This is a genomic window from Streptomyces sp. NPDC008137, from assembly GCF_042957035.1.
GTDB lineage: Bacteria > Actinomycetota > Actinomycetes > Streptomycetales > Streptomycetaceae > Streptomyces.
In genome coordinates this window covers 422978-446164 of the sequence record NZ_JBIBHN010000004.1, presented here as the reverse complement: position 1 = coordinate 446164, position 23187 = coordinate 422978, and the positions used below count along the sequence as shown (strand labels likewise).

Genomic DNA, 23187 nt, shown 5'->3' with positions numbered 1-23187 from the left:
GCGCTCACAGTGCAAGGATCTGCTCAGCGGCTGGTGGTGAGGAGATCGAACAGGTCGCTGCCGGTCGCGTGGTCGCGGGCCGCGAGCACCTGCTCGGCGGCCGACGCGGCGCGCCGTTCCTGCGGGACTAGAGACAGGACCTCGCGCAGGGCGCGCTCCCCGAGGGACTTCCGGTCGTACTCGTCCGGGTCGCCGACGAACGCGAGGGTGGCCGCGGCCAGCACTCCGGGTACGTCGCTGCGCCCCGACCGCAGTCCGGCGCACAGCCGGAGGCGGGCCTCCTCCAGTTCCGCCGGACGGCGCAGCCCCACCAGTGAGGCAAGGGTCGCGCCGCCCAGTTCCTCGAAGGCGTCGCCGACCAGCGCCCGCACCACGGCAGGGGCCTCCACGTCGTCGGGTCCCGCCGTCCCCGGCAGCAGTGGAAGGGTGCTCGTGCCCGGCCCGGCCAGCGCGCTCCGGCAGACGAGCAGACGCAGCCGGGGCGGCGGATAGTCCCGCAGGCCGCCGTCGGCGTCGGGATCGGCGGCGAGCGCGTCGGCCAGCGTCCAGAGGTACGCCGCTCCGCAGGCCAGCGCCCCGCACACGTCCGCGAACACCTCCCCGAGCCACTGCTCCCACACCGCGACCCGGTCCGCCGGCAGTCCCGCACGTTCCCGCAGCCGTGTCCGCAGCGGCTCGGCGAGGCCGAAGTCGTCCTCGATGTGGTGGCCCGTCTCGTGGGCGACGGCGAGCAGTGAGGGAAGGTGGTGGCCCGCCGACCAGGGGATGCCGATGACCGGGAAGGGCAGATGCCGGGTCGCCCTGCGGCCTGCCAGAGTGCGCTGCCTGCCCGAGGGCAGCAGCTCCTCGAAGTCACTGCCCCGGGCCGTGGCGAAGGGCACCGGGTGCCGGCTGGGGAAGGTGAGCGGCGGCTCCCTGAGAGCGAGGCGGTCGGCGGCCGCCTGGCGCACCGGGTCGTAGACCGCCCAGGCCAGCTCGTCGGCCACGTCGAGGATCCGCCGGCAGCGCGGGATGTGGCGCACCGCCAGTTTGGTGCGGAAGAAGTCCCACAGGTGGTGCAGGTCGAGGACGAGTTCGGGCGCCTTGGCGTGCCGCTCGGGGGCGGGCAGGGCTTTCAGCCGGTCCAGCGCTCCGGTGACGACGCGTACCGCGCTCTCGATCTGGGACTGGTGTTTCTCCAGGGGACCGCGCTCCCGCGCGGCCTGCTTCCAGTCCGCCAGTTCGGCCTCCAGGCCGGTCAGCAGAGCGCGTACTTCGGCCTCGCGTCGGGCGCGGTGGAGCGGATCGGCGGCGACTGGCTGCTCGTAGCCGTTCATCGGGGCATCAGCCGGGGGTCGATCTCCGAGACGCGGAGGGCCGCGGGGCTCGCGAACAGGCACACCGAACGGCACTCCAGGACGTCCTGGCCCCAGCCGGCGAACGGTGGCGGGCCGACACGGTTGTGCAACCTCTCGTACAGGCGAAGCAGGGCAGTGCCGTCGCCGACCGCCCGCGCCAGGTGGTTCAACTGCCTGACGGCCTGGTAGCCCCCGCCCCGCAGCAGTCCGACGCCGAGAACGGCCGGGGCGCAGCCCGAGGCGAACAGGTGGGCGGCGAACAGGTTGCGCAGCACCAGCTGCCAGGGGATGTCGGCCACCGACCCCGGCCGCGGCGGATCGAGGACGACCAGGGGCTGGGTTCCCGCCTGAAACTCCGACAGCCAGTCGATCAGGCCGTCCGGGTCCAGGTCGGTGCCCATGGCCGTGCGGCTCAGCCGGTTGCCGTGCTCGAGGTCCGTGGACGACAGGTCGAAGCAAGGGATCCTTCCGCCCCGCAGCCGCAGAGGAGCACGCACGTGCACCACCGCGGGGGGGTCCTGCAGTTTCGGCAGCCGGCCCAGCGCATGGCCCTCGCAGGTGGCGTGACCGAGCGCCTGGTAGGACCTGAGCGTGAGGGACGCGGACGCGGACACGGCGGAGCCCGAAGCGGCATACGAATGGTTGTCGAAGGGGCTGTCGGGCCTGAGCACGACCACCTGCGGCCCGGTACCGGACCTCGCCCGCTGCTGAGTCGTCTTGACACGATGCAGCAAGGTCGCCACCGCGTGACCGGACAGCACCCCGATCGCCGCGGCGGGCCCCGCCACGGCACCCACCGCAGTCGCCACCGCCAGCTGCGTGAGCCTCCCCCACACCCCGTCGGTGACCAGGTTCGTGTGGCCTTCCGCCTTGAGAGTCGCCTGGATCGCCCGGACATCGGCGGCCTCCGCGGCCACGGGCATGGTGCGGTACACGGCCGTGCGCTCCTTCAGGAAGGCCAGCTCCCACGGGAACACGTGCTCCGTGATCGAGTCGCCCTGGATCTGCACCGCGTGGAGCGGCCGTCGTCCCCGGGCCTCGCACCGCAGCGAATCCTCGACGGCCCGTGCGGCGCCGGCCCAGTCGGACGACAGGGACTGGGCGATCTCCTGGAGGGCGGCCCCCGACGGGACGGGGGGAACGACGCGGTACACGTCCTCGTTCTCCGCCAGGGCGACGAGGGACGGGGCCGGCGCGGCCTGCGGCGCCGACTCGTCGGGCGGGTGACCGAGGGCGGCCGCCATACGGACGGCGGCCCGGCGCGTCGATTCGTCCTCGTTCACGTCGGCGACCGACCGCAACACCTCGTGCGCCCACACCGAAGGCCGGTGCACCTGCCCCACGGACTCCGCGGCGGCGCGCAGCAACTCGCGTTTGACCTCCGTGTCTCCCTCGGCGCGTGCCACCAGCCAGTGGGCGATGGCCCCGAGCAGGGGAGGCGCCGCGGGGGCGGTGCGCCGCAGTGACTCGCAGAGCCCGCGCTCCGGCAGCCCCCGCAGCCGCATCTGGGCCTGGACCCAGAGCCACTTGGGAAAGGGATCGCCGGGGTCCGCTGCCGCGCACAGCACCGGGTACGCCTGAGCCACGAGTCGTTCGGCGGCATCGCCGCGGCCAGAGACGCGCTCGAACTCCGCCAGCCGGGTCAGCCGCAGGTGATGGTCGACGCTGGTGGGATCGCCGTCGGCGAGCGGTTCGAACAGGGGGCGGAGCAGATCGAGGCCCGGCGGTGGCGCGCCGTCGGGAGTGGTGATCCGCGACAACCCGGCGAACACCCGGAGCCGGGCCGCCGGGGGTTGCACGGAGCCGAGCGCATCCGCCAGCGCCGGCGCGCGGCCGGGGTCGGCCACCACCGCGGCGACGCCGCCGGCCAGCAGGTCCGCGACCGTGCGCTGCGGGATGTCGAGCACCGAGCGGTCGGGCACGTCGTGGCCCCGGCCGACGAGTTCGTGCCACAGCAGCGCCGCCCCGACCGCGAACTCCCCTGCCTGGTCCACCATCCGCACCCGGTCCAGGGCGTCCGCGGCCCGGCGCAGGTCGCCCATGTCCCGCGCGAGGAAGCGGGCGTACTCCAGCAGGCACGAGGGGTGACCGTCCGGATAACCCCACTCGCTGAAGAGGGCGGCGGCCCGCGCGAAGGAGCGCTCCGCCTCGTCCACGTACAGCAGCCGGCCCTCGATGACGCCGCGCCGCACGGCGATCTCGGCCAGATGCCGGTACCGGGTGGCGTCGGCGATGTCGTTCTCCGCGATGCGGTCCGCGCGGCCCAGCGCCTCCAGGGCGGGGCGGGACCGGCCCAGCACCGTGTGGGCCAATTCCTCGGCGTGACATGCGTCGATCCGGTCGGCGGCCGGGGCGTCGTTCGCGGGGAAGGTGCTCAGCGTCTTGAGCGCGGTACTCGGCTCGATGGCCGTCAGCTGCGCGTATGCCAGGTGCAGCACGGCGCGGTGGCGGATCTCGGCGAGCGCCGGTTCGCTCTGCCCCTGCGGGTCCTGGAGTGCCGTCACCTGGCGGTGCAGGGCGATCGCCTCGTCGATGCGGCCCATTTCCCCCAGGTTGTGCGCCAGCTCCAGGGAGATCCGGGCCTCGCTCGCCACACCGCCCCGGGCACGCGCCGTATGCATCGCCTCGCGGTAGGTCTCCTCGGCCCCCGGGTCGCTCGACTGACTCTGGATACGGGAGAGCAGCAACTGCAGATCCTGCCGGACCTCGTCGTCGAGGCCGGGCGCCAGCGTCGCACGAACCAGTTCCTCGGCCTCGGCGAGGCGCCCCCGGCCGAACAGGACGAGGGCCCGCAGCTCGGCGGCGAGACCGTGGGCGCCGATGGACTCGGCCGACTCCGGCGCCAGCCGTTCGATGAGGGCGAGCCGGCGTTCGACCTCGTTCCAGGCCGGGTCCGACGGGTTCACCTTGGGAACGTCCAGATAGTCGTGCATGACCGCTCCGGCCACCGCCAGGTGGGCCCTGACCACCGACTGCACACTGATGATCGGCTCCCCGTCCAGACGAAGTCTGGGCCGTCCCTCGTCCAGGTACTCGTCGCCCAGTACCTCCTCGCACAGTTCCCGGACCAGATCCGGCCTCTCCCGCTCGCCCGCGGTGACGACGGCCGTGCTCCAGGCCGACTCCGCCTGGGGGTCCGCGGCCTGGAACCGGTGGTACAACGCTTCCTTGGTGTACGCGGCCCACTGCTCGGGATACGCCCCGGCCAGCGCGTCGAAGTGGGCGACGAACGCATGGTGCAGTTCAGCGAAGACAGGATGGTCCGAGACCAGCAGCCGCATCGGCGCCAGGACGTTCGTGTGGAAGACGACGGTGCTGTCGTCCCCCGCGTGCCGTGAGACCCAGGAGGACTTGGCGGCGTAGTCGAGCAGCCGTTGCCATGCCCGCTCCAGGTCGTCGTCCGTGGGTTCGGCCGTGGTGAGCGGGAAGACATCGTCGCTGCCCCGGAGATGGTGGTGGTCTTCTCGCGGGTCGTCGGTGCCGGACCGGCCGGTGACGGCGCCGGCCAGCTTCTCCCGCATGACGGTGAGGACGTCCTCCTTGCGCAGTCGGCGGGGGATCACTCCGTACCGTACGAGCCAGCGCACAGCGGGGTCGTCGATGCGCAGCACCACGCGTTCGATGAGATAGCGCACGAGTGGTGCGTCGCAGGCCTCCAGTTCCCCGGCGGTGATGCTCGGGTCCTGCTGGATGACGTCGGCGAGCAGAGCCAGTGCGAAGGGCAGCCCGTTCGCCTTGCGCGTGGCGACGCGGACCAGCCGGGCGTCCGTGACGGCCCGTACCTCGGTCAGGTAGGACCGGGCCTGAGCGCTGCTGAAGGGCCGGACCCTGATGTGCTTCACGTGGCTCGCGGGGAAGGCCCTGAGCCCGTTGGGGACGCGGTCGCGCAGGTCGTAGCGGCCGGCGAGGACGAGCCTGAGGCCGGGGCAGCGCTCGAGGAGGCCTGCGAGCATCCGCAGCAGCCGTTCCGCCTCGGTGTGGCCGTGCAGCAGGAGTTCCTCGAGCGTGTCGAGGACCAGCACCGCCGGCCGGCCGCCCAGGGCCAGGTCGAGTCGTTCGGCGAAGGCCGCGACGAGTTCCCCCTCGACCGCCTCGGTGTCGAGGGCGTCGACGGCGCCCGCGACCTCGCGCGCCGGCGCGGAGGGCCGGCGGTCCAGCAGAATCCGGTAGACGCCCTGGTCGGCGAGCGACTCGAAGGGCCGCCCGGGCAGCCGCCGCCCGAACTGTTCCGCCATCTCCAGCACCAGCAGCCACGGGTGGCGCCCCACGGTGTGTGGGTTGACCAGGTCGAAGTCGACCCGGGCGCACGGTACGTCCCGGGGCGCGGGCACGCAGTAGCGGGCCACCAGCCAGCGCAGCTGCATGGTCTTGCCCGCGCCTCCGGGGGCGTGCATCTGCCAGACCCGCCGCTTCCCGGCGAGGAGTTGTCCGGCCTGCTCGGCCAGTCCGGCGGGCTGGAGGAACTGCGCGGAGCGTGAGTAGTCGGCGGCCCAGTGGTCGCGGGCCCTTACGTACCCGGCGTGGTCCAGGCCGAGTTCGGGGATCTCGGGACCGACGAAGGGGAGCCGGTCGGGATCGCCGAGCGCCTCGACGAGGTCCTGGCAGGCGGCGAAGTCCCGTCGCTCGTCGGCTTCCGAGAACCGCTCGTGGTAGAGGGCCAGGGCGTCGGCGGGCGCGGGCAGCAGGAGGTGCCGTACCGCCTCGGCGTGGTCGCCGAGGGCACGCCGTCGGCCGGCGATCGCGCGTTCGAGGTCGAGCAGGTCGGCGGGTGGGGCGGCGTCATCACCGGCGACGGGGATCCAGTCGAGGAAGTAGGAGGCGCGGTCGGCCTCCGACAGCGCGTACGAGCCGGGGGCGCCGCTGACCGGCCGTACGGCACGTGCCTCGATCAGTTCGTCGAGGCCGGGGCCGGTGGCGGGAGGGCGCAGGACCTCCTCGTACAGCTGGGCGTCGAAGGTACGGGCCACGGCACAGGCCCGCAGCGTCGGCGTCCAGTCGGGCGGCAGGAGGGAACGGGCGATGGCCTCGAGGCTCTCGCCCGCTGCGAGCCGTCGCGCGAGGTCTCCCAGAGGGTCCGTCATCGCAGCACCGTCCTTGCCCGGGCCGCGCACCAGACCGGCAGGATGTCGGTGAGGCGCTCGAAGGTCTCGACGCCGAAGTGCGGCGTCAGCGTCTTCTGGATGCTCTCCAGCACGGCCTCGATCTGTTCGTCGGGCGGCACGCCGAGACGGAACGCGTAGGCGCGGGCGAGCCGCATGAACTGGGCGCTGTCGAAGTCGTCGACGCTCACCCTGCCCAGCATGTGCGCGTCCGTCTCGGGCAGCTTCCCGCTCAGCCAGGCGTCGGGGGCGACGACGATGAGCCGCAGCGGCGCCCCATGGTCGTAGGCGACCGGCCGTATGAGCCCCTGGTACAGGACGTCGGTGAAGGCACCCGGCATGAGGTTCTCGGCCTGGTCGAGCGCGAGGACCAGGGGTTGTCCGGCGGCCGCGGTCCGCAGGGCGTCGAGGAAGGCGTCCATGATGCCCGTCTTGCGCTTGTCGTAGGGGTCCCCGATCTCGTCGTCGAACTGCTGCCAGTCGTCCTCGGCGGGCTCCAGTTCGTCGGGCGGCAGCGTGGCGGCTCCCACGAGATGGTTGAGTACGGCGTTGAAGTGGCCGAAGGCGGCGTCCGGAAGCCGGCACAGCTGGGTGGGGGACGTCGCCTCCTGGCGGATGAGGCGGAGCGCGGACAGCCAGTCCTTGTGCTGGGTCCGCGGTAGGGAGTCGGGGATGCCGGGCCCGGGTCTCAGCCGGGCGGCGAGGTTGACCGAGACGACGCGGTGTCCGCGCAGGAACCAGGTGATCAGGCACCAGTTGGTCAGCCAGGACTTGCCCGTACGGGCGCTGTTGGTCTGGGAGTGGCCACCGATCACCAGCACGGGCCGGTCTGTGCCGTTCGGCGTGCGGGTCGGGTCGTCCAGCGCCCACCAGGCGCGCCGTCGTTCGTCGCTGCGTCCCACGAACCGGCCGAGGTCCATGTACCAGCGGCACTTCTCGGCGTCTGTGAGCGAGGTGCCGGGTGGCGGCAGGCGGTCGACCGGCAGGACCTGGTCCGGCGCGCTGCTGGTGAGCAGCACCGGCAGCGCCCAGGCGCCGGTGGCCGGGACCCGCCTGGCGAGTTCGGAGCGGGCTGCGGCGACCGCGTCGTCCAGCGGCCGGGACGCGCCCAGTTCCTCGTAGAACTTCGCGGAGAAGTCGACCGCCGCGTCGGAGGCCACATCGTCCTGCATCGACACCACGGCTCTGGTCTGCGCGTCCAGGAAGGCCTGCGCCATCCCGCCGATCCAGTCGGCGGGGTCGGCCTTGCCGGCGTGACAGGCGTTGATGACGACCAGCATGGGCTTCCACGTGGTCAGGTCGGCGATCGACTCCGCCGCCAGCTCCCAGTCGTCCGCCCCGCCCTCGGCCGGGACGAACGCGAGCACGGGGCTGCCCGACCCGGGCCGGGGCATGCCGTGCCCGATGAAGTGCACGACGTGTGGACGCAACCGGTCGATCCGGCGCGACAGTTCCGCGGCGTCCCGCGGCGCGTCGAGTACTTCGAGATGGGTGAGGCCCGGAGAGCGCTCCAGAGCCCCGGAGATGACCGCCAGTTCCTGCTCTGCGAGGACCCGGTCGTCATGGGGTGGATTGCACACGACGACGAGCACACGCAGCGGTCCCAGTTCGCGAACCACGTCCGGCGCCTCAGAGCGGTCCGCGACCCCGCGTCTCCAGCGCAATTCGGGGCGCCGCCACAGCCACTGGTTCCGGTCCCGCAGCAACTCCCATGGCAGGGGCCGCAGCTCGGGCGGACTGATCTCCAGGCGGATGCGCAGCACGCGGTGGGAAGGCGCCGCGGCCGTCCGCAGAGCGGCCCAGTGCGGCGCGAGGTCCCCGCCGAGTAACGCCGTGTACAGCTGCTCGCCCGCCTGTGCGCGGTCGGTGTCGGCGACACCGCGGTCGAAGAGCTTGGTGAGTTCCTCGGGCGGGGACAAGCCGCCCAGCGGGGCGGAGGCGACCAGGCCGCCGTCCGTCGAGAGCCACACGGTGTACCCGTCACCGCCGACGACCCTGAGTTCCGCCTCGACCGGCCCCTTCGCCGTGTCGTCTGCCATCGCGCCGTGCCTCCGGGAGCCGCTAGGACGAGGAGTCGCCGGGCAGCGGTTGCTCGTCCGATGCCACCGTTTCCAGCACTGCCTCCGGCTCTTCCCACGCCTCCTCCACCAGCACGGGGGGAACTGGCACGGGCGCGCCACCCCGACCGGGCTGCCGGGGACCGTAGTCCTTCCTCACCCGGCCGAACCAGCCCTTGCGCAGGCGGACCACCCGGAAGAACGGAGTGCTTTCCGCGCCGGTCCACTCGAGGCCGAGCCGGTGGCGTCCGGCGACAGCGGCTCGGCCGGCGAGGTCGGTGAGGACCGTCTGGGCCTGGCCCGCGCCCGCCTGGAGACGCAGTTCGGCGACGGCTCCGCTCTCCGCGGCGGTGAGCACGGTGCCGGAGGCGGCGCTGACCACGTCCGTCACGGCGAGCAGGTTCTCGTCCCAGTCGCGCCAGACGCGGCGCACCAGGGCCGCGGCGAGGTCCCTTACGTCGTCGACACCGGTCTCGGTCAGGCCCCGGTAGACGATGAGCGCCGCGTTGCCCTTCTCGAAGCTGACCTTGGCGCCGAAGTCGGCGGCCGCGAGGGCGGTGAAGCCGTCCGCGGCGACGCCGGCGGTCTTGAAGACGACGGATGCGGAGCCCTGCGTGTCGTACGCGTAGTCGTTGTGGGGCGTGCCGTGACGCATGGTCACGGGGATGCCGCGGTTCTCCAGAGTGCCCGCGGCGCGCACGCTGCCGTCCGCGTTCTCCAGCACGTCGCCCACCTCGACGCGCCGGGAGAGGGGCCAGGCCACCCACCAGCCCTTCCACACGTCGTCGACGGCACGACGGTACAGCTGGTAGGAATCCTTCATCTTGCCCCCCGTGTGATCCCCAAGCGTTTTTGCAGCGTACAGCCGTGTGCCGCGCACGCCAGTGGTTCCGCGCAATCCGCCGGACATTCCGCCGGCCTGACGGCGCGGTGCTAAAGTGCCCGCTTTCCGCTGCTGGAGACGAGCCATGCGGGCAGGGGAACGGCCGTCGCGGCGGCGAGCGCGGTGGCGGCGCTCGCGATGCCGAGGACCGCGCCCGCGGCCACGTCACCCGGATAGTGCACGCCCGTGTGGATGCGCGAGTAGCCGACGGCGCTCGCCAGCGCTCCGAGCGGCACCGCGGCGGGCGGTAGGACCACACCGACGGCGGTGGCGAACGCGACCGCCGACGCGGTGTGCCCGGACGGGAACGAGGCCGACGTGGGCATCCGGACATGCCGGTCCACCGTCACCCGGGCCGCCTCCCGGTCCGGCCGGGCCCGGCGCACCAGGCGCTTGCCGAGCAGGTTGGCGGAGGCCGACGCCACGGCGATCGCCCCGACGCCGACGACCGCGGCCCGGCGCGGGCGCCTCCCGGCCAGCGCCAGGGCGGCGGCGATGCCGAACGAGATCTTGGAGTGGTCGGCCGCGTGCGACAGATGGCGCAGCGTCCGGTCGAGGGTGGGCGTGGGGGTGGCGGCCACCGCCGCGTAGAGGGCGCCGTCCACGGCCCTGAGATCGCCGAGTACGGCGGTCAGGAGCCGGCCGGGTCCGCTCGCGGGCTTCCCTTCGCTCGGCAGCGGACGGGGGGCGTCCGCGTCTGTGATCGTCGGATCGGTCATGTTGCTTCTCCCCGCAGTGGCCTTTCCCCAGCAAGGTACCGGCTCACGCCGGGCGCACGCTCGGCGCCCCCGCGGGCCGGTACCCGCCGAGTGCCCACGCGGCGGACGGCCATCCGTGAGCCGGCCCCGGCATCGCCGCCGGGGCGACCTGGTGGACTTGCGGCATGACGTCACCGCTCCATCGGGTCCTGCGCGCGCTCGACCGCTTCCACGCCGCCCGCCCCTGGGACCACAACGCCCACTTCCACCGCTGGATCCTGCGGCAACTCCCCGCGCGTGCGGGAAGCGCCCTGGACGTGGGATGCGGCAGTGGTGACCTCGCCCGGCTGCTGGCCACCCGGGCCGACCGGGTACGGGGGATCGACGTCGACCCCGCGGTCACGGCCCGGGCGCGGGAGCTGACCCCGGCGACTGTCCCGGCGACCTACGCGGTGGCCGCCGCGCCGACCGGGCTTCCCGACGAGTCGTACGACGTCATCACGTGCGTCGCCGTGCTCCACCACCTGCCGTTCACGGAGACTCTCCAGGCCTTCCGCGACCGTCTGGCCCCCGGCGGCACGCTGGTCGTCGTCGGTGTCGCCCGGGAACAGACCCTCACCGACCACCTTCTCGGCATCGTGTCGGTCCCGCTCAACATCGTCATGGCACTGGTGAAGAACCGGGGCCGCCGGGCAGCACGCCCGGCCTCGATGACCGCCCCCACGAGACCGGCGGACATGACCTTCCCCGAGATCCTCCGCGCGGCCCGTGCCGTCCTGCCCGGTGCCCGTCTGCACCGCCGTCTGTTCTGGCGCTACACGCTGGTCTGGCAGCACCGCTGAGCCTCGCTCGCTCAGCCGCCGGCCCGGAAGGTGCGCAGCCGCAGCGAGTTGCCGACGACGAAGACCGAGGAGAAGGCCATGGCCGCCCCGGCGAGCATCGGCGTGAGCAGTCCGGCCGCGGCCAGCGGCAGGGCCGCCACGTTGTAGGCGAAGGCCCAGAACAGGTTCGAGTGGATGGTGCCGAGGGTGCGGCGGGAGAGTCGGACGGCGTCCGCCGCGGCCCGCAGGTCGCCCCGTACCAGGGTCAGGTCCCCGGCCTCGATCGCGGCGTCCGTGCCGGTGCCCATGGCCAGTCCGAGATCGGCCTGGGCGAGGGCCGCCGCGTCGTTGACGCCGTCGCCGACCATCGCCACCGAACGGCCCTCGGCCTGCAGCCGCTTGACGACCTCGACCTTGTCCTGCGGGAGCACCCCGGCGACGACATCCTCCGGAGCGATACCGACCTCACGGGCGACGGACCGGGCCACCGCCTCGTTGTCGCCGGTCAGCAGGACGGGGGTCAGGCCCAGGGCACGCAGCCGTTCGACGGCCTCCGCGCTCGTCTCCTTCACGGCGTCGGCGACCTCCAGCACCGCACGCGCCTCGCCGTCCCAGGCGACCACGATGGCGGTACGACCGGCCTCCTCGGCCGCCGCCCTGGCACGGGCCAGACCCTCCGGCAGCTCCATCGCCCAGTCGGCCAGCAGCCTCTCCCGCCCGACGAGCACCGCGTGGCCCTCCACGACACCCTGGACGCCGAGCCCCGGCACATTGGCGAAGTCCTCCGGCGTGGGCAGCGCGCCGCCCAGCTTCTCCAGCGCCCCGTCGGCCACGGCACGGGCGATCGGGTGCTCGGAGGAGTGCTCCAGCGCCCCGGCCAGCCGCAGCGCCTCGGCCTCGTCGGTGCCGTCGGCGGTGTGCACGGCCAGCAGGGTCATACGGCCGGTGGTGACGGTGCCGGTCTTGTCGAGGACGACGGTGTCGACCCGGCGCGTCGACTCCAGCACCTCCGGGCCCTTGATGAGGATGCCGAGCTGGGCGCCCCGCCCGGTGCCGACCATCAGCGCGGTCGGCGTGGCCAGACCGAGGGCGCACGGGCAGGCGATGACGAGGACGGCGACCGCGGCCGTGAAGGCGGCCGTCAGACCGACGCCGTTACCGAGCCAGAAGCCCAGCGTGCCCAGTGCGAGGGCGATCACCACGGGCACGAACACGGCGGAGATCCGGTCCGCGAGCCGCTGCGCCGCGGCCTTGCCGTTCTGCGCGTCCTCCACCAGCCGGGCCATGCGGGCCAGTTGGGTGTCGGAGCCGATCCGGGTGGCGCGCACGACGAGCCGCCCGCCGACGTTGAGCGTGGCGCCCGTGACGGGGTCGCCGGGGCCGGCCTCCACCGGCACGGACTCGCCGGTGAGCATCGAGGCGTCCACGGCTGAGGAACCCTCGACGACCGTCCCGTCCGTGGCGATCTTCTCGCCGGGCCTGACCAGGAAGCGGTCGCCGACCCGCAACTCCGCGACCGGAACGGTCTGTTCACGTTCCCCGTCCCGCAGCACCGTGACGTCCTTCGCGCCCAGCTCCAGCAGCGCCCGCAGCGCCGCCCCCGCCTTGCGCTTCGCACGGGCCTCGAAGTACCGCCCGGCCAGGAGGAAGGCCGTCACGCCCGCGGCGGCCTCCAGGTAGATGTTCCCCGCGCCGTCGGTGCGCTCGATCGTCAGCTCGAAGGGGTGCGTCATGCCCGGCGTGCCCGCGGTGCCGAAGAACAGCGCCCACAGCGACCACAGGAACGCGGCCGAGGTGCCCACCGAGATCAGCGTGTCCATGGTGGCCGCGCCGTGCCGGGCGTTGGTGAGCGCGGCCTTGTGGAAGGGCCAGGCGGCATAGGTCACGACGGGCGCGGCCAGCGTGAGCGACAGCCACTGCCAGTACTCGAACTGCAGCGCAGGGATCATGGCCATGGCCACGACGGGAACCGCCAGCACCACGGCCGTGATCAGCCGCTCGCGCAGCGGGCGGAGTCCGTCGGTCTCCGCGGGCTCGGCCCGCCGCTCGGGCGGCGCCGGCTCCTGGGCGGTGTACCCGGTCGCCTCGACGGTGGCGATCAGATCTCCGACCGAGATCTCGCCGGAGTAGCTGACCTTGGCCTTCTCGGTGGCGTAGTTGACGGTGGCGGTGACCCCGTCCATGCGGTTGAGCTTCTTCTCGACGCGTGCCGCGCAGGAGGCACAGGTCATGCCTCCGATGGCGAGCTCGACCTCGGTGGCGGTGAGCATGAGGCGCCTCCTCTGTGGGCTTCGGCAGAAATACGGGGTAGGGGTATCCGGTGCTGAGCCCCTGTATACCCCTGAGGGGTATAGGATGCAAGTGCGAGAACAGCTTGACTCAGTACCCCCCAGGGGTATGGTGAACTGCATGGAGTCCCCGCATCCGAGCGGGAGGCCCGCTTCTTGAAGGAGACGCCGGCCATGAACACCGGACTGAAGATCACCACCTTCGCCGCGGCCCTGGCCGCGACGTTCGGCACGGCCTACGGCGTCGGGCAGGGCATCGACCCCGTCGTCGCCGACCGATCGCCGAAACACGAGGGCGACGAGCACACCCGGACCTCACCGGAGCCGAAGGAGGGCGGCCATGCCGGGCAGGAGACGCCCCCGGCCGGCGGACTCCAGATCTCCGAGGGCGGCTACACGCTCGACCTCGCGACCCCGCGCGTCACCGCAGGACAGCGAGCCGACCTGCGCTTCACCGTCCGGGACGGCAGCGGCCGGGCCGTCACCGCCTACCAGCGCGAACACGACAAGGAACTCCACCTCATCGTCGCCTCACGCGACCTGGTCACCTATCGCCACCTGCACCCCACCCGCGCCGCCGACGGCACCTGGAGCACCCCCGTCGACCTGCCCCGCGCCGGCGGCTACCGCGTCTTCGCCGACTTCACCCCGGCGAAGAAGGACGCCCGCAACCTCACCCTCGGCGCGGACCTCGCCGCCTCCGGCCCGTACCGGCCGGAGAAACTCCCGCCGACGAGCACCAGGGCCGAGACCAACGGCTACGAGGTCGAGCTGGCCGGCGCCCTGCGCCCGGGCAAGGCGAGCGAACTGAAACTGAAGGTCTCCCGGGCCGGCAAGCCCGTCACCGACCTCCAGCCCTACCTCGGCGCGTACGGCCACCTGGTCGCCCTGCGCTCCGGCGACCTCGCCTACCTGCACGTCCACCCGAACGGCGAACCCGGCGACGGCACCACCCGGCCCGGCCCCGACGTCTCGTTCACGGCCACGGCACCCAGCACCGGCTCCTACCGCCTGTTCCTCGACTTCAAGCACGAGGGCAAGGTCCACACGGCGGCCTTCACGGTCCGGGCCGGCGGGGCCGCGGCCGACCGCCCGGGTACCCCCGAGGGGCATACGGACGACGGCCACGGGCACTGAGCCCTTGGCCCTGTCGTTCGGATCACGCCGCAGACGCGGGGCCCGGCACGCGCATCTGCCGTGTTGTCGTCGGTTGCCGATGCTCCGCATCGACGCCCTCCTCCGCCTTGCAGCTGCACGCACCAGACCCCGCTCATCGGCGCTGACAAGGTGCCGCTGATCCCCTGCGACCTGATCCAAACGACAGGCCCTACCCGAGCGCCCGGTCCAGGTTGAAGGCCGCGCTGATCAGCGCCAGATGCGTGAACGCCTGCGGGAAGTTGCCCTGCTGCTCCCCGGTGTGACTGATCTCCTCGGCGTACAGGCCGAGATGGTTGGCATACGTCAGCATCTTCTCGAAGGCCAGGCGTGCCTCGTCGATCCGGCCGGCGTGCACCATGGCCTCGACGTACCAGAACGAGCAGATGGAGAACGTGCCCTCGTCGCCGCGCACACCGTCGGGGCTGGACTGCGGGTCGTAGCGGTAGACGAGCGAGTCCGACACCAACTCCTCGGTGAGCACGTCCAGCGTCGACAGCCACTTGGGATCCGTCGGGGCGATGAACTTCGTCAGCGGCATCATCAGCACGGCCGCGTCCAGCACGTCGCCGTCCTCGTGCTGGACGAAGGCCCGGCGCTCCTCGGACCAGCCCCGGCTCATGATCCGCCGGTAGATCGTGTCGCGGCACTCCCGCCAGCGCACCAGATCGGCGGGCAGGCCACGCCGGGTGGCCATCCGGATGGCCCGCTCGATCGCCACCCAGCACATCAGCCGCGAGTACAGGAAGTTCTTCCGGCCGCCCCGGGTCTCCCAGACCCCCTCGTCGGGCTGGTCCCAGTGCGCGCACACCCAGTCCACCAGCGCGGTCACATCGTCCCACTGGCCGCTGGAGATGGGCTTGGCCCACTTGTCGTAGAGGTAGATGGAGTCGATCAGCGCGCCGTAGATGTCGAGCTGGAGCTGGTCGGCCGCCGCGTTGCCGACCCGTACCGGAGCCGAACCCTCGTGTCCCTCCAGGTGGTCGAGGGTGCGCTCGGGCAGGTCGGCGCGCCCGTCGATGCCGTACATGATCTGCAGCGGGCCGGAGTGCTTGCCGTCGCCCGGGCTGATGTGCCGGGTCACGAAGTCCATGAACGCCTCGGCCTCGCCGGTGAAGCCCAGCCGCAGCAGGGCGTAGACGCAGAACGCCGCGTCGCGCACCCACACGTACCGGTAGTCCCAGTTGCGTTCGCCGCCGAGCCGCTCGGGCAGGCTCGTCGTCGGCGCGGCCACGATCGCCCCGGTCGGCGCGTATGTCAGCAGCTTCAGCGTCAGTGCCGAGCGGTGCACCATCTCCCGCCAGCGACCCCGGTACCGCGACGACGCCAGCCACCTCCGCCAGTACGCCACCGTCGCGGCGAGCTGCTCCTCCGCCTCCGTGCGCGCACACCGGCGGGGCGACACCTCGCCGCCGACCTTGTCCAGCGCGAACACCGCCGACTCGCCCTCGCCGAGCTTGAAGTCCCCGCACACGTCCGGTCCGTCGGCCTCCAGTGGCACGGTCGCGGTCAGCGCGAGCGCCATCCCGTCGGCCTCGAAGAGGGCCGTCTCACCGTCCAGCCGAACGGTGTGCGACAGGCTGCCGTAGTCGAACCGTGGAGCCACGCGCGTACGGAACGGGATCGAGCCGCGTACGCACACCACCCGCCGGATCAGCCGGTGCCGCTCAGCCTCGGCCGGTTCGCCGTCCACCGGCATGAAGTCCTGCACCTCGCCGACGCCGTCCTCGGTGAAGAACCGGGTCATCAGGACGTTGGTGTCCGGGAAGTAGAACTGCTTGGTCCGGGCCGGCACGGTCGCCGCCAGCTCGAAGCAGCCGCCGCGCTCCGCGTCCAGGATCGAGGCGAACACGCTCGGCGCGTCGAAGGCCGGGCAGCAGTACCAGTCGATCGTGCCGTCGGTCCCCACCAGGGCCACGCTGCGCAGGTCGCCGATCAGCCCGTGCTCGGCGATCGGCAGATACCGCCGGCCGTCCGCTGTTCCCCGCATGGCAGCCTCCCTGCCCTGGCGAGCGCCTGAGTTTCAGCTTAGGCCCGCGGCCGGGAAGCGGCCGGGTCTCACACCGTGACGACCGTCAGCCCGGTCTCCTCGAAGCGCCGCAGCGTCTCCGCGTCGGCCGCCGTGTCCGTGACCAGAGTGTCCACGGCCTCGGCCGCGCAGATACGGGCGAAGGCCCGCTGGCCCAGCTTGCTGGAGTCGGCGGCCACGACCACGCGCTCCGCCCGCTCGCACAGCAGCCGGTTGATCGCGGCCTCGGCCTCGTCGTGCGCCGCCGCCCCGTGTGTGACGTCGAAGGCGACCACGCCGAGGACCGCCACATCGACGGTGATCTGCCCGAGCACCCCGTCCGCGAGCGGTCCCACCAGTTCGTACGACTGGGCGCGGGCCACCCCGCCGGTCAGCACGATCTTGAACTGGGGCCGTACGGCCAGCTCGTTCGCGATGTTCAAGGCGTTCGTCACGACGGTCAGCGCGGGCGACCCGGACGCCAGATCCCCGCGCACGGCCAGGGCCCGCGCCACCTCGGTGGTGGTCGTACCCCCGGTCAGCCCGACCGCCTCACCGGGCGTGACCAGATCCGCCACCGCCTTCGCGATGCGCTGCTTCTCCGAGGCGTGCCGGGCCGTCTTGTAGCGCAGCGGCAGCTCGTACGACACGCCGTGCACGACCGCGCCGCCCCGGGTGCGCACCAGCATCTGCTGCTCGGCCAGTCCGTCGAAGTCGCGGCGGATCGTCGCGGCCGACACCCCCAGCTCCCCGGCGGCCTCCTCGACGTCCAGCCGGCCGCGCTCCACGAGCAGGTCCAGCAGCGCCTTCCAGCGGGCGTCGCGCGACATCCGCACCTCCACGTCTCGATCTCCGGGCGACCCTAGCGCACCCGATCTCTCGCAATGCTTGATGTTGCTCGAAAGGTGGCGATATCTTGCAGGAACAAGCAGAGCGGAGGGTGCGGCATGACGCATGTCGAGGACGAGCTGATCAGCCAGCCCGAGTGCTGGACGCGCGCCGCGTCGGAGGCGGCGGGGTACGGCGAGGAGTTGCCGGCGGCGGGGGAGCGGGTCGCGATCGTCGGCTGCGGCACCTCGTACTTCATGGCGCAGGCCGCCGCGGCCCTGCGCGAGGACTCCGGCCAGGGCGAGACCGACGCGTTCGCCGCCTCGGAGTTCCCGTACGGCAGGGGGTACGACCGGGTCGTCGCCCTCACCCGCTCCGGCACCACGACCGAAGTCCTCGACCTGCTCGGTCGGTTGAAGGGCCGCACCCGCACCACCGCGATCACCGCCGACCCGGACACACCCGTGATGACGGCGGCCGACGAGCTCGCGGTGCTCGACTTCGCGGACGAACGCTCCGTCGTGCAGACCCGGTTCGCGACCACCGCCCTCACCCTGCTCCGCGCCCATCTGGGACTCCACCCGGACACGGCCGTCACCGACGCGCGCACCGCCCTGGCGGAGCCCCTGCCCGAAGGCCTGGTGGAATGCGCCCAGTTCACTTTCCTGGGCCGCGGCTGGACCGTCGGCCTGGCCAGCGAGGCCGGGCTGAAGATGCGCGAGGCGTCGCTGTCCTGGGCGGAGGCCTACCCGGCGATGGAGTACCGGCACGGCCCCATCAGTGTCACCACCGGTGGCACCGCGACCTGGATGATCGGAGACGCACCGGACGGCCTCGCCGAACAGGTGCGCGGCACGGGCGCGCTGTGGATCGCCGCAACCCTGGACCCGCTCGCCGAACTCGTCCGTGCCCAGCGGCTCGCCGTCGCGGTCGCCGCGTCACGCGGCCTCGACCCGGACAGCCCCCGCCATCTCACCCGCTCGGTGATCCTCACTCACCGACCTCGGTGATCCTCGTCCACCGACCCTGGAGGCACCGTGCCCCTCACCACCACCGGCGAGCTCGTCACCCGCGCCGCCGCGGCCCGTTCGGCCGTCGCCTCGTTCAACGTCATCACGCTGGAACACGCCGAGGCCGTCATCGCCGGGGCCGAGTCCGTGCACGCCCCCGTCGTCCTCCAGGTCAGCGAGAACGCGGTCAGGTTCCACGGCGGGCAACTGCTCCCGCTGGCCCGTGCGGCCGTCGCCGAGGCCGAACGCGCCGCCGTACCGGTCGCGTTGCACCTCGACCATGTACAGAGCGACACCTTGCTGTACCAGGCGGCGGAGGCCGGCTTCAGCTCCGTGATGTACGACGCGGCCCGGCTGCCCTACGCCCAGAACCTCGCCACGACCCGGGCGGCCGTCGACTGGGCCCACGCCCAAGGACTCTGGATCGAGGCCGAGCTGGGGCAGATCGGCGGCAAGAACGGCAGGCCCCCGCTGGACGCGCACGCCCCCGGCGCCCGCACCGATCCCGACGAGGCCCGGGCCTTCGTCGCCGACTCGGGGGTGGACGCCCTGGCCGTCGCCATCGGCAGCGCCCACGCCATGACCACCCGCACCGCGACCCTCGACCACGCCCTCCTCAAGCGCCTGTCGACAACCCTGGACGTCCCGCTCGTCCTGCACGGCTCCTCCGGCGTCCCGGACGACGAACTCACCGCCGCCGTCGCGGGCGGCATCGCCAAGGTCAACATCGGCACGGCCCTGAACATCGCACTGACCGGCGCCATCCGGGACTTCCTCGCCGAGCGCCCCGAGGCCGTCGACCCGCGCGGCTACCTCACGGTGGCGCGGGAGGCGATGACGAAGGCGGTGTCGAGAGCCCTGCGGACCCTCGGCCCTGCTACCGCCTGACGGCCTTCAGCACCACGAACTTCGGGTCACTGGCGACCAGTCGGCTGTTGCCGAAGATCCGCCGCAGTGTGACGTGGTAGCCCAGATGCCGGTTGCCGATCACCCACAGCTCGCCGCCCGGCCGCAGCGCGCGCCGCGCCCCGGTGAACATCCGCCGGGCCGTGGCGTCCGTCGTCGCCTGGTGGGAGTGGAACGGCGGGTTGTTGAGGACCAGGTCCACACTGCCCGACGGCACCCCGGCCAGCCCGTCGCCCACCCGGAACTCGGCGTGCCCCGGCACCCCGTTCGCCTTGTACGTCGCCTCCGCCGAGGCCACGGCCTGGAACGACTCGTCCACGAACAGCACCTCGGCCTCCGGGTCGGCCAGCGCCACCGCTGTACCGACCACGCCGTTGCCGCACCCCAGATCCACCACTCGCCGCCCCTGGCCGCCCGGCAGCTGCCCGAGGAAGAACCGGGTGCCGATGTCGAGCCGGTCGGCGCAGAAGACCCCCGCGTGGTTGACGACGGTGGCTCCCGAGGCCAGGCCGATGCCGTCCGGCAGCGTGTAGACGTACGGCCATGGGCTGGCGGGCCGTTCCAGCGCGGGGTCCGGCCCGCAGAAGATCAGCCGGGCCTTCCTCTCGGCGAGCGAGGTGCGGGTCGGGCCGAGGATCCGCTCGAACAACTGGAGCGTCGAGGTGTGGATCTCCTTCACCATCCCCGTGCCCACGACCACGGTCCCCGCGTGCACGGCCGGTGCCAGCCGCAGCAACTGGTCCTCCAGCAGCGCCAGGCTCTTCGGCACCCGCACCAGCAGGACATCGACGCGGTCGGGCGGCGGATCCTGCGTGGTGAGCAGTCGGACCGCGCCGGGCTCGACGCCGTGCCGCGCCAGGTTGGCCCGGGTCGCCTCCTGGGTCAGGTGGGATTCCGTGATCTGCGTCGGCCCGTGCTCGGCGAGCGCCGTCACCAGCGCGCCCCACCGGTCCCCGACGACCACGACCGTGCCCGACAGCGGGACCCGCTCCCGCTCCAGATGCCTCAGCAGATACTCGTCGGAAGCGTCCCAGGCACGCAGCCTGTCCCGCGGATCCTCGGGGAAACGGGTCAGCGCGAACTCGCCCCACGGCGTCGTCATACGGTCGTTCATCGTGCGTCAAGGCTAGCCGAGCCGCAGCTCAGGCCGTGTCGGGCAGGATGGGAAGCATGGACGGCGAGCTGTTCCCCAGGGCCCGGACGCAGGTGGCACCCGGCGCGGTGCACCTACCGGACTGGCTGGACGCCGAACACCAGCGCGCGCTGCTCGACGCCTGCCGCGAGTGGGCCCGCCCACCCGCCGGACTGCGCACGGTCCGCACACCCGGCGGCGGCACGATGACCGCCCGGCAGGTCTGTCTGGGCTGGCACTGGTACCCGTACGCCTACGCCCGCACGGTGGTGGACGGCGACGGCACCCCGGTGAAGCCGTTCCCCGATTGGCTCGGCGAGCTGGGCCGCCGAGCGGCCAGGGATGCCTTCGACGCCGCCATGCCGGCTCCCTACGACATCGCACTGATCAACTTCTACGACGGCGACGCCCGCATGGGCATGCACCGCGACAGCGACGAGAAGTCGGACGCGCCGGTGGTTTCGCTGAGCCTCGGCGACACCTGCGTCTTCCGCTTCGGCAACACGAAGACCCGCACCCGGCCCTACACCGACGTCGAGCTGCGCAGCGGCGACCTGTTCGTCTTCGGCGGCCCGTCCAGGCTCGCCTACCACGGCGTACCCCGGGTACACGGGGGCACGGCACCGCCCGGGCTGGGCCTGACCGGACGGCTCAACATCACGCTCCGGGTCAGCGGTCTGTAGGCCGCAGGCCCGGCGGATCATGGGAGACTCGCCCTCATGAGCGGGAAGGCGGACCCCCGGCCGGGGGATGGGAGCACCTCGAGGACGCGGCTGGACCGGGGGCGCGCGGCGCTCGGACCCGCGCTGGAACTCGTCCACACCGGACGCGCGCCGACCCGGGCCGTACTCACCGCCGAACTCGGAGTGACCCGGGCGACGGCCGGTGCGGTCGCCGCCGAGCTGGAGGCACTCGGGCTGATCCGCGTCGACGCCCGGCCCGGCGCGGCGGCCGGCTCGCAGGGCAGGCCCTCGCACAAGCTGTCCGTCGCCGACGAGGGGCCCGTCGCGCTCGCCGCGCAGGTGCACGCCGACGGGTTCCGGGCGGCGCTGGTGGGGCTGGGCGGCCGGATCGTCGCGACCGCGCCCGGCTGCGAGGTCGTCGACGCGGACCCGGCGAAGGTGCTCGCCTCCGTCGTCACGGCGGGCGCCGAACTGCTGCGCGAGACGGGACGCCGATGCGTGGGAGCCGGACTCGCCGTCCCCTCCGCGGTGGCCGAACCCGAGGGCCTGGCCCTCAACCCCCTGCACCTGGCCTGGCCCGCGGGCGCGCCCGTCCGCGACATCTTCGCCGAACAGGTGCGCGCGGCGGGCATCGACGGACCCGCCTTCGCCGCGAACGACGTCAACCTCGCCGCGATCGCCGAGCACCGGCACGGCGCCGGGCGGGGCGCCCGCGACCTGCTGTGCGTGGCCACCGGCCACCGGGGCGTCGGCGGCGCGCTCGTCCTCGACGGCCGCCTCCACCGGGGCAGTTCGGGCCTGGCCCTGGAGGTCGGACACCTCACCGTGCATCCCGAGGGCCGCCCCTGCCACTGCGGCAGCCGCGGCTGCCTGGACGTCGAGACCGACCCCCTGGCCTTCCTCACGGCGGCAGGCCGCGCCCCCGGCCCCGAGGTGTCCCTGCTCCAGCAGTCCATCGACCTCGTCCGCCACCACTACGACGACCCGGGCGTACGCACCGCCACCGAGACCCTCATCGACCGCCTCGGCCTCGGCCTCGCCGGCCTGGTCAACATCCTCAACCCGGACCGCATCATCCTCGGCGGCCTCCACCGCACCCTCCTGGACGCCGACCCCGACCGCCTCCGCGCCGTCGTAGCCGACCGCAGCCTCTGGGGCCAGAGCGGCGGCGTCCCCATCCTCCCGTGCACCCTCGACCACAACAGCCTGGTCGGCGCGGCGGAACTGGCGTGGCAGCCGGTGCTGGACGACCCGCTCGGAGCGCTGACCTAGAGGGCATGCCCCGTGGGAGTGCCCGCGCCGCTCCCGGGCAGGCGAGCCCCGAGCGGGCAGGCTGGTTCACAGGCAGTACGCCCGCCGCACCGCACCACCGAGGAAGTTGAGCGCAATGACCGACAAGCTCACCGTGAGCGTCCTGGGCACCGGCATCATGGGCGCGGCCATGGCCCGCAACATCGCCCGGGCCGGACACACCGTCCGCGCCTGGAACCGCACGCGTGCCAAGGCTGAGCCGCTGGCCGCCGAGGGCGTTCGGATCGTCGACACGCCTGCCCAGGCGGTCCAGGACACCGATGTCGTCCTGACCATGCTCTACGACGGTCCGGCCGTCCTGGAGACGATGCGCGAGGCGGCCCCGGCGCTGCGTCCCGGCATCGCGTGGGTGCAGTCCACCACCGCCGGTGTCGAGGGCACCGCCGATCTGGCCGCCTTCGCCCGCGAGCACGACTTGGTCTTCTACGACGCGCCTGTCCTGGGCACGCGCCAGCCCGCCGAGGCCGGGCAACTGAGCGTGCTCGCCGCCGGTCCCGCCGAGGGGCGGGACCGGGTGACGCCGGTCTTCGACGCCGTGGGCGCCCGCACCGTGTGGACCGGCGAGGACGGGGCGGCGGGCGGGGCCACCCGGCTGAAGCTGGTCGCCAACAGCTGGGTCCTCGCCGTCACCGCCGCCGCCGGTGAGGCCCTGGCGCTGGCCAAGGCCCTCGACGTCGACCCGCAGGGTTTCTTCGACCTCGTCGCCGGCGGCCCGCTCGACATGGGTTATCTGCGTGCCAAGTCCGAGCTGGTCCTCGACGACCGGCTCACGCCGCCGCAGTTCGCGGTGAGCACCGCGGCCAAGGACGCCCGCCTGATCGTCCAGGCCGGCGCGGGCAATGGCGTCCGCCTGGACGTCGCCGAGGCGGCCGCCACCCGCATGGAGCGTGCCGCCGCCCAGGGCCACGGCGACGAGGACATGGTCGCCGCCTACTTCGCCAGCTTCGACGAGAAGACCGACTCCTAGGAGG

At 72.9% G+C, this 23187-nt stretch carries 16 protein-coding genes; 7 read left to right on the top strand and 9 right to left on the bottom strand.

The features are described 5' to 3' along the window. Window positions 1–23 precede the first annotated feature (23 nt). From ACFZBT_RS09970 to ACFZBT_RS09950, 5 genes are all read right to left on the bottom strand, one after another. Window positions 24–1316 (bottom strand): hypothetical protein, encoded by a 1293-nt coding sequence (locus tag ACFZBT_RS09970; protein ID WP_391100689.1) that lies wholly within the window; start codon window positions 1314–1316, stop codon window positions 24–26. Continuing rightward, window positions 1313–6418 carry a hypothetical protein gene (locus ACFZBT_RS09965; RefSeq protein WP_391100686.1) on the bottom strand — a complete coding sequence of 1702 codons (5106 nt, stop codon included), beginning with the start codon at window positions 6416–6418 and terminating at the stop codon, window positions 1313–1315. The genes ACFZBT_RS09970 and ACFZBT_RS09965 overlap by 4 nt, the downstream gene beginning before the upstream one ends. Continuing rightward, complete coding sequence (locus tag ACFZBT_RS09960) at window positions 6415–8475, bottom strand: CHAT domain-containing protein (RefSeq protein ID WP_391100683.1); 2061 nt, start codon at window positions 8473–8475, stop codon at window positions 6415–6417. The genes ACFZBT_RS09965 and ACFZBT_RS09960 overlap by 4 nt, the downstream gene beginning before the upstream one ends. A gap of 22 nt (window positions 8476–8497) precedes the next feature. Next, a complete protein-coding gene (locus tag ACFZBT_RS09955; RefSeq protein ID WP_391100680.1) occupies window positions 8498–9316 on the bottom strand; it encodes a hypothetical protein in 819 nt (272 codons plus the stop codon). Window positions 9317–9426: 110 nt separating this feature from the next. After that, window positions 9427–10095, bottom strand: a complete 669-nt coding sequence (locus tag ACFZBT_RS09950) for a phosphatase PAP2 family protein (RefSeq protein WP_391100678.1) — start codon at window positions 10093–10095, stop codon at window positions 9427–9429. Window positions 10096–10259: 164 nt separating this feature from the next. Between ACFZBT_RS09950 and ACFZBT_RS09945 the strand changes: the two genes are divergently transcribed. After that, window positions 10260–10916 (top strand): methyltransferase domain-containing protein, encoded by a 657-nt coding sequence (locus ACFZBT_RS09945; RefSeq protein WP_391100676.1) that lies wholly within the window; start codon window positions 10260–10262, stop codon window positions 10914–10916. Window positions 10917–10927: 11 nt separating this feature from the next. Here the strand turns inward: ACFZBT_RS09945 and ACFZBT_RS09940 are convergent, their stop codons facing one another. Next, complete coding sequence (locus ACFZBT_RS09940) at window positions 10928–13165, bottom strand: heavy metal translocating P-type ATPase (RefSeq protein WP_391100673.1); 2238 nt, start codon at window positions 13163–13165, stop codon at window positions 10928–10930. A 192-nt stretch (window positions 13166–13357) separates the two neighbouring features. Between ACFZBT_RS09940 and ACFZBT_RS09935 the strand changes: the two genes are divergently transcribed. Then, window positions 13358–14320 carry a hypothetical protein gene (locus ACFZBT_RS09935; protein WP_391100671.1) on the top strand — a complete coding sequence of 321 codons (963 nt, stop codon included), beginning with the start codon at window positions 13358–13360 and terminating at the stop codon, window positions 14318–14320. A 190-nt stretch (window positions 14321–14510) separates the two neighbouring features. On the opposite strand, the gene ACFZBT_RS09930 is transcribed toward ACFZBT_RS09935, so the two are convergent. Both ACFZBT_RS09930 and ACFZBT_RS09925 read right to left on the bottom strand, forming a co-directional pair. Continuing rightward, entirely contained in the window at window positions 14511–16328 is a 1818-nt protein-coding gene (locus ACFZBT_RS09930) for a glycoside hydrolase family 15 protein (protein WP_391100669.1), read from the bottom strand. A 68-nt stretch (window positions 16329–16396) separates the two neighbouring features. Then, window positions 16397–17176, bottom strand: coding sequence for a DeoR family transcriptional regulator (locus tag ACFZBT_RS09925; RefSeq protein WP_391100666.1), 780 nt, complete (start codon window positions 17174–17176; stop codon window positions 16397–16399). A 117-nt stretch (window positions 17177–17293) separates the two neighbouring features. Between ACFZBT_RS09925 and ACFZBT_RS09920 the strand changes: the two genes are divergently transcribed. Both ACFZBT_RS09920 and ACFZBT_RS09915 read left to right on the top strand, forming a co-directional pair. Further along, window positions 17294–18184: an SIS domain-containing protein gene (locus ACFZBT_RS09920; RefSeq protein WP_391100664.1), complete on the top strand. Its 891-nt coding sequence runs from the start codon at window positions 17294–17296 to the stop codon at window positions 18182–18184. A gap of 27 nt (window positions 18185–18211) precedes the next feature. After that, the gene (locus ACFZBT_RS09915) at window positions 18212–19072 is read left to right on the top strand and encodes a ketose-bisphosphate aldolase (RefSeq protein WP_391100662.1); all 861 of its coding nucleotides are present in this window, start codon (window positions 18212–18214) and stop codon (window positions 19070–19072) included. On the opposite strand, the gene ACFZBT_RS09910 is transcribed toward ACFZBT_RS09915, so the two are convergent. Continuing rightward, window positions 19062–20204 (bottom strand): methyltransferase, encoded by a 1143-nt coding sequence (locus ACFZBT_RS09910; protein ID WP_391100660.1) that lies wholly within the window; start codon window positions 20202–20204, stop codon window positions 19062–19064. The two genes, ACFZBT_RS09915 and ACFZBT_RS09910, sit on opposite strands and share 11 nt — an antisense overlap. 56 nt (window positions 20205–20260) lie before the next feature. On the opposite strand from ACFZBT_RS09910, the gene ACFZBT_RS09905 reads away from it, so the two are divergent. The 3 genes from ACFZBT_RS09905 to ACFZBT_RS09895 all read left to right on the top strand — a co-directional run bounded on the left by ACFZBT_RS09905 (window position 20261) and on the right by ACFZBT_RS09895 (window position 23183). Beyond that, on the top strand, window positions 20261–20905 hold the full coding sequence (locus tag ACFZBT_RS09905; RefSeq protein WP_391100657.1) for an alpha-ketoglutarate-dependent dioxygenase AlkB: 645 nt from the start codon (window positions 20261–20263) through the stop codon (window positions 20903–20905). Between the two features lie 36 nt (window positions 20906–20941). Next, window positions 20942–22177: an ROK family protein gene (locus ACFZBT_RS09900; protein ID WP_391100655.1), complete on the top strand. Its 1236-nt coding sequence runs from the start codon at window positions 20942–20944 to the stop codon at window positions 22175–22177. Between the two features lie 61 nt (window positions 22178–22238). Next, a complete protein-coding gene (locus tag ACFZBT_RS09895; RefSeq protein ID WP_391100747.1) occupies window positions 22239–23183 on the top strand; it encodes an NAD(P)-binding domain-containing protein in 945 nt (314 codons plus the stop codon). Window positions 23184–23187 lie beyond the last annotated feature (4 nt).